Genomic DNA, 6,286 nt, shown 5'->3' on the forward strand with positions numbered 1-6,286 from the left:
ATGTCGAATCCAACTCCTGTTCTCTTCGCGTCCGTATTCGTCTCTTCCCTGCTCGCCGCGGCACGCGAGCGTGGCTACCCGATCGAAAGTTTTTTGCGCGACGCCGGCATAGACCCGCAGCAACCTCAAGACCAGCACCACCACGTCACGGTGGATCAGTACGTCAAGCTGTTGCGCAAGACCATCAAAGGGCTGGACGACGAAGGCATGGCGCTGTTCTCGCGAAAACTGCGCCGCGGCAGCTTCCGCCTGATGATGTGTTCGGCGCTCATGGGAGATAGCCTTGTGGGTGCCTTGCAGGAGTTCACCCGCACCCTGGGACTGCTGCAGGACGACCTCAAGCCGGTGGTCATAGACGACGGTCAACACGTGCGCGTGGAGCTGCACTTCATCACCCCTGAAGTTCAATCCCGGCAATTCGCCCACGTATTGCTACTGCGCCTGATCTGGCGCGTCATGGCCTGGCTGGAAGGGGGAAGTTTGCGCCCCATCGGCATCGACATGGCCGTCGCTGAGCCCAGCCACCTGGCCGATTACCGCAAGCTGTTCCCCACCGAACTGCGCTTTGGCATGCCCTGCTCGACCATCTGGTTCGATTCTGCAACCCTCAAAGCGCCCGTACGCCGGGACCACGCCCACCTGCACGACTACCTGGACAAGGGGCTGCTCGACCTGCTGGTGCCTGCCATACCCACACGGGTCAGTGACCGGGTGCGCTCGTATTTGCGCGAAGAACATGCACGCTCCTCCAGCTGGTCCGACCTCGACCGGACCAGTGCTGCCCTGCACTGCTCGGCCAGTTCGCTGCAGCGCCACCTCGCCCTGGAGGCGTCCTCGTTCCAGTACATTCGCGACAGCCTGCGCCGTGACTGGGCAATCTACCGCCTGCAAACCAGCAACCTGCCCACCCCGGCACTGGCCGACGAGCTGGGCTTCGCCGACAGCGCCAGCTTCCAGCGTGCCTTCAAGCGCTGGACCGGCCAGACCCCAGGGCAAATTCGCAAAGGCTCGCGACAATGAGGCCAAATGCAACAGCAATGCGACACCCGGCTATTTGCTCACCCGGACCCAGGCTCTAGGCTCGCTTTACGCACGCTGCCGACAGCGGCGAACGCCTCATTTCCGGAGACTGAACCTATGCTGCCCAAGCCGCACCAACATACCTGGATGGATGCCGACATCGAGGCCTTTCGCGACCCTGTACGTCGATACATCGCCAACGAGATGACGCCGCACAACGATGCCTGGCGCGAACAGGGCCATGTGCCACGCGAGGTCTGGCAGGGCTTCGGCGAAATGGGCTTTCTGTTGCCGGAAATCGGCGAGGAGTACGGCGGCGCAGGTGCCCCGCTGTCCTATCAACTGGTCGCCCTCGAAGAGCTGACCCGCGCAGGCCTGCCGCCGAGCACGGCGGTGCATTCGATCGCCTCCCATTACATTCTCGACTACGGTAGCGACGAGCAGAAACGCAAGTGGCTACCCAAGCTGGCCAGCGGCGAACTGTTCGCCGCCATCGCCATGACCGAGCCGGGCTGCGGCTCCGACCTCAAAGTGCTGCGCACCCGCGCCCGCCGCGAGGGCGACGAGTATGTGATCAACGGCTCCAAGACTTTCATCACCAACGGCTATAGCGGCAACCTGGTGGTGCTCGCCGTGCGCACCTCGGATGAAGGCGCCAAAGGTATTTCCCTGATCGTGGTCGAGACCGACAACCTCAAGGGCTTCGCCGTCAACAAACTGAAAAAGATCGGCCTGCACAGCTCCGACACCTGCGAGCTGTTTTTCGACAGCGTGCGGGTTCCGGCGGCCAACCTGCTCGGCCCGGTCGAAGGCAATGGCTTTGCCCAGCTCATGAGCCAGCTCAGCTATGAGCGCATGCTGCTTGCAGTACCCGCGGTGGCGGTCATGGAGCGCGCCCTGGAGCTGGCCACCGACTATGCCAAGGAGCGCCAGATGTTTGGCCAGCGTCTGTTCGACCTGCAGAACACCCGCTTCAAACTGGCTGAATGCGCCACCATCACCCATGTCGCCCGCACCTTCGTCAACGACTGCACGCAACGCCTGCTCGACGGCAAACTCGATCCCCAGGCGGCCTACATGGCCAAGCTGTGGTGCAGCGACATGCAGTGCAAGATCACCGACGAACTGCTGCAACTGTTCGGCGGCTACGGCTACATGGACGAGTACCCGATCGCCCGATTCTTCGTCGACTCTCGCGTGCAGAAGATCTATGGCGGCGCCAATGAAGTGATGAAGGACCTCATCGCCCGCCAGCTGTAAGCACCGCTTGCGCCAGCCGTTACAGAACGACTGGCGCTTTCATCAACGCGGTATCAGGCCAACACCCCTTGTTCACGCAGCCGTTCAAGCCGCTGCGCTTCCAGCTCAGCCAGCAACGGCGTGCTGGCCTGCCGATCGACCGGAACGATCGCGCCAGGTGTACGCGAGAAGCGCGGCGCCGGGTTGGCCTGGATAACCGGCCGGGCCTGGAAAACCCCGCGCGCAACGTTATGCGGATGGGCAGCGGCTTCGCCAGGCGACAGTACCGGCGCAAAACACGCATCCGTGCCCTCGAGCAGCGCGCACCAGTGGGCGCGCGGCTGACTGCGAAACAACGCAGTCAATCGATCCTTCAGTGCAGGCCACTGGGTAATGTCGTACTGCGCCTTGGGGTCGACATCCGCCAGCTGCAAGCGCTGCAGAAACTCCGCATAGAACTGTGGCTCCAGCGGCGCCAGGGAAACCCATTCGCCGTCGGCGCATTGAAACAGATCGTAGAACGGCGAGTCGTAGAACGCGCTTGGGCGTGCACCACCGATCTGCCCGGCCGCATGAATGAAGTGCGCGATAGAACCCAGCACGGCAACCAGATCGACGATGGCCGCGTCGACAACCTGCCCCTGGCCAGAGCTGCGCGCCTCGAAGACCCCCGCGACAATGCCGAACGCCAGGCCAAGGGCACCGATGGCATCACCCGCCAGGGTCGCGGGCGGGCGCTGCGGGTCGCTGCGACCCCCGCCGAGCCCGAGCAGACCGGTCAGCGCAAGGTAGTTCAGGTCATGTCCGGCGGACTGGGCCAGCGGCCCCGCCTGCCCCCACCCCGTCAGGCGGCCGTAGACCAGGCGCGGGTTCTTCGCCAGGCACTGTTCGGGCCCCAGCCCCAGGCGCTCCATCACGCCTGGACGGTTACCCTCGATCAGCGCGTCGGCCTGAGCCAGCAGATCCAGCGCCAAGGCCGCCCCTTCCGGCTGCTTGAGATCGATCACCACCCGGTACTTGCCGCGCTGGAGGATGTCCAGCCCCTCATCGCCGCCCAATTGCCGCGCCAGGGCGACACCGCCCTTGCGCGCAATCACGGTGACTTGCGCCCCCATGTCGGCGAGGATCATCCCCACCAGCGGCCCTGGGCCTATCCCTTCGAATTCAACGATTTTAAGTCCGGCCAATGGTCCCATTGTTCTTCCTCACGATCCGCACATCTGCTCACCCGGCGGGGTACAGGCGGTACCACGCCGGCCTCTCGATAGCGAAGCGTAGGACCGGGAAGGTGTACAGCCAATAGCAGGAGACCTCGGGGCTATTGCAATGCACCTCAGGGCTTGGCGGGCACCGGGGACAGCTGAATGCAGGGTAGGAAAAATGAATCCGCCCCCTTTTGCTTGTCCCTTTTCTGCTTTTTCGGCATGAAATGACAGTTCATGTCAAAAATCAGTCATCAAAAGACGATCTTAAATTAGCTTTAACGCTGAAAATATGAGCACGCCACGGGGGCACCCGGCACGACCAAGACACCTGTCCAGGCGACGGGATGCCCCTTTGTGCGCACCTGAGATTTCAGGGAGCTATTTTGCATTTATTTACAATCCAAGGCTTACACAGAACCGCAATCGGTCTGCCTGCACTTTCCAATTACAATAGGAGCCCCTCCATGTCCACCATGCGTCGTTTGTTTACTGTCGCGACCTTTGCCGCCTTGATGACCGGTTGTGCCGGCCAGAGTCCGAACGACAGCCAGGTTAACGCGCAGATTGACCCCACCGGGGTGAGCAAGACCGCCAAGTACGATGGCCTGGATGCGCTGGCCGCTGCCTATCCCGGTGCGCCCCTGTCTACGACAAGGAAGCCGACCTGCAAGCGAGCAAGCCCAACATCGATTTTGACGTGCAGCCTCGGGGTGATGTAATCAAGCTGATCATACCGGCTACATCATACTCGCCACCGATTCGGCGAATATCGTTCCAAGCTTCTACTCGCCGCTGGGGAACCTGGCCAACGCCTTCAAGCAGTTCAACCAGCACACCATTGAAGTGGTCGGCTACACCGACAGCACTGGCAGTCGCCAGCACAACATGGACCCGTTGCAGCGACGTGCGCAGAACCGTCAGGTAGCGTTCAGCCTCGAGCCGATTCCTGGTCAGCAGTACCAGTAAGCTTCAGCCGATGTACAAAAGGGGAGCCTCGTTCCCCTTTTTCGTGTTCGGCGCCCAGCAAAATTCAATGAGACTGCACATAGGGACCAGATGGGCCTGTCCCCTTTTTCTAGCCCCCTTTTTCTACAGGCCAGGCCAGGCTCGGATCGGCCTGCACCATGGCGTCGATGGCCTCACCGACACTCTTTTGATCGGGCTGCCGGGAGCATCGGTGTTGGTGCGCGGCCCGCTGGTGAGCGATAACATCTACATTTCCACGCAGGAAGGCCGCTCTAACCGGAACGACCAGCCTGAAATTCCCCCCTAGTTGCCTCCAGCATCCTAGACCAATTTCTAAAAAGCTGATTGCCCCCTTCTAGGGTGTTTGGTCCCGGAGAGTCATGGTGCATCCTTAACCCCTCAGGAGGAGGATGCATTTTGGAAGGACGCATCCATGGTTCAGCCCGAACGACGCCGCGAATTCGAGCCGAGCTCCAAGCGTCGCAAGAGTCGAATCGAAAACTTGCCGCTCGCTACCGATTGAACGTGAAGACTGTGGCCAAATGGCGCTCGCAATCAACAACCCAAGATTCTCGAATGGGGCCCTCTCGGCCGCGTAGCGCGAAGTTGACAGAGTCAGAGGAGGCAATGGTGGTTGAGTTCCGTCAACGGACGATGCTGCCTTTGGACGACATGCTGGGGCATCTTCATGAGTGCCTTCCCCAGTTGACCCGTAGCGCCTTGCATCGCTGCTTGATGCGCCACGGGATCAGTAAGACGCCCAAGAACACCGACGTGGCCAAGCGCGGCAAGTTTGCAGCGACGGAGATGGGGTATCTCCACATCGACAGCTCCGAGATTCGTTTGGAGAGCGGCAAACAGCACATGTTCGTAGCGATTGATCGGGTGACGAAATTCACCTATGTCGCATTTTTCGATGCAGCGACAAAGCGCAACGGTGCAGCATTCTTAGGCCAGGTGATTCAAGCCTTTCCATACCAGATTCACACTGTGCTGACAGACAACGGCGCGGCATTCACCGAGCAGCCCAGATATCGAAACGGCGCGACCAATCGCTTCGGCGGACACATCTTTGATCGTGTTTGCTACGAGCACGGCATCAAGCATCGCCTAACCAAACCCTATCATCCGTGGACTAACGGCCAGGTCGAGCGCATGAACCGGACGATAAAAGAGGCGACAGTCAAGGCGTTCCACTACCCCAATATCGATACTCTGAAGGTGCATGTGCTGGCTTTCGTGACGGCCTATAACTTCGCTAGGCATCTGAAGGCTTTGCGCTGGCGCACCCCATTCAAAGTGATCTGTGAGGCCTGGACCCAAAATCCAGACCGTTTCACAATTAACCCGCACCACCTCATCCCGGGGCCAAACACCTAGCACTGTCGCGCGAACAACGCGCTCACAACGCTATTACCAACCCGAACTCAGGTGATCATTAACGTGCAAGTCGCGTAACTTTTTTGTATTGATCAAAAGCGTGGCGCGATCATGACCAGGGGCAGCACCACAACGCATGCCCTCCGCCCTGTTGTAACGGGTAAAAAAAGCCGACCCAAAGCAGGCCGGCCGAAGACTCGCACCAAAACGGAATTTTGAAGTAACTACATCAAAAACAATTGACCTATCCCGACTGACTTTTGATGACTGATAACTGCACTGAATAAAAGTCGCGCCGCAGCTCGATAGCTAACCGGCGGATCCCAGATCCTCTTGGCTTTGCAGCATGACCACTTCAGACCATCCTAGCGTTCCCTGAACGCTTCGCTAACCCGCGATATCGGTGTAGTCAGGTATTCCCAGATAGTATGGGTGCCCGTCTTCACTTCAATAGTCCCCGTCATCCCCGGAATAAC

4 protein-coding genes and 1 pseudogene are annotated in these 6,286 nt (G+C 60.0%); 4 read left to right on the plus strand and 1 reads right to left on the minus strand.

Going from position 1 to position 6,286, the window contains the following annotated elements; translation table 11 throughout:
- Together ACIQUS_RS26005 and ACIQUS_RS26010 are read left to right on the plus strand one after the other, a co-directional pair.
- On the plus strand, positions 1 to 1,020 hold the full coding sequence (locus tag ACIQUS_RS26005) for an AraC family transcriptional regulator ligand-binding domain-containing protein (RefSeq protein ID WP_403053666.1): 1,020 nt from the start codon (positions 1 to 3) through the stop codon (positions 1,018 to 1,020).
- Positions 1,021 to 1,137: 117 nt separating this feature from the next.
- Entirely contained in the window at positions 1,138 to 2,280 is a 1,143-nt protein-coding gene (locus ACIQUS_RS26010; protein ID WP_403053669.1) for an acyl-CoA dehydrogenase family protein, read from the plus strand.
- A 53-nt stretch (positions 2,281 to 2,333) separates the two neighbouring features.
- On the opposite strand, the gene ACIQUS_RS26015 is transcribed toward ACIQUS_RS26010, so the two are convergent.
- Complete coding sequence (locus ACIQUS_RS26015; RefSeq protein ID WP_403053672.1) at positions 2,334 to 3,455, minus strand: CaiB/BaiF CoA transferase family protein; 1,122 nt, start codon at positions 3,453 to 3,455, stop codon at positions 2,334 to 2,336.
- A gap of 473 nt (positions 3,456 to 3,928) precedes the next feature.
- Between ACIQUS_RS26015 and ACIQUS_RS26020 the strand changes: the two are divergent.
- Both ACIQUS_RS26020 and ACIQUS_RS26025 read left to right on the plus strand, forming a co-directional pair.
- Positions 3,929 to 4,430, plus strand: a pseudogene (locus ACIQUS_RS26020) (OmpA family protein).
- A 417-nt stretch (positions 4,431 to 4,847) separates the two neighbouring features.
- Positions 4,848 to 5,810, plus strand: a complete 963-nt coding sequence (locus tag ACIQUS_RS26025) for an IS481 family transposase (RefSeq protein ID WP_403053674.1) — start codon at positions 4,848 to 4,850, stop codon at positions 5,808 to 5,810.
- Positions 5,811 to 6,286 lie beyond the last annotated feature (476 nt).

The sequence above is a fragment of the Pseudomonas sp. NPDC090755 genome, assembly GCF_044769005.1.
GTDB lineage: Bacteria > Pseudomonadota > Gammaproteobacteria > Pseudomonadales > Pseudomonadaceae > Aquipseudomonas.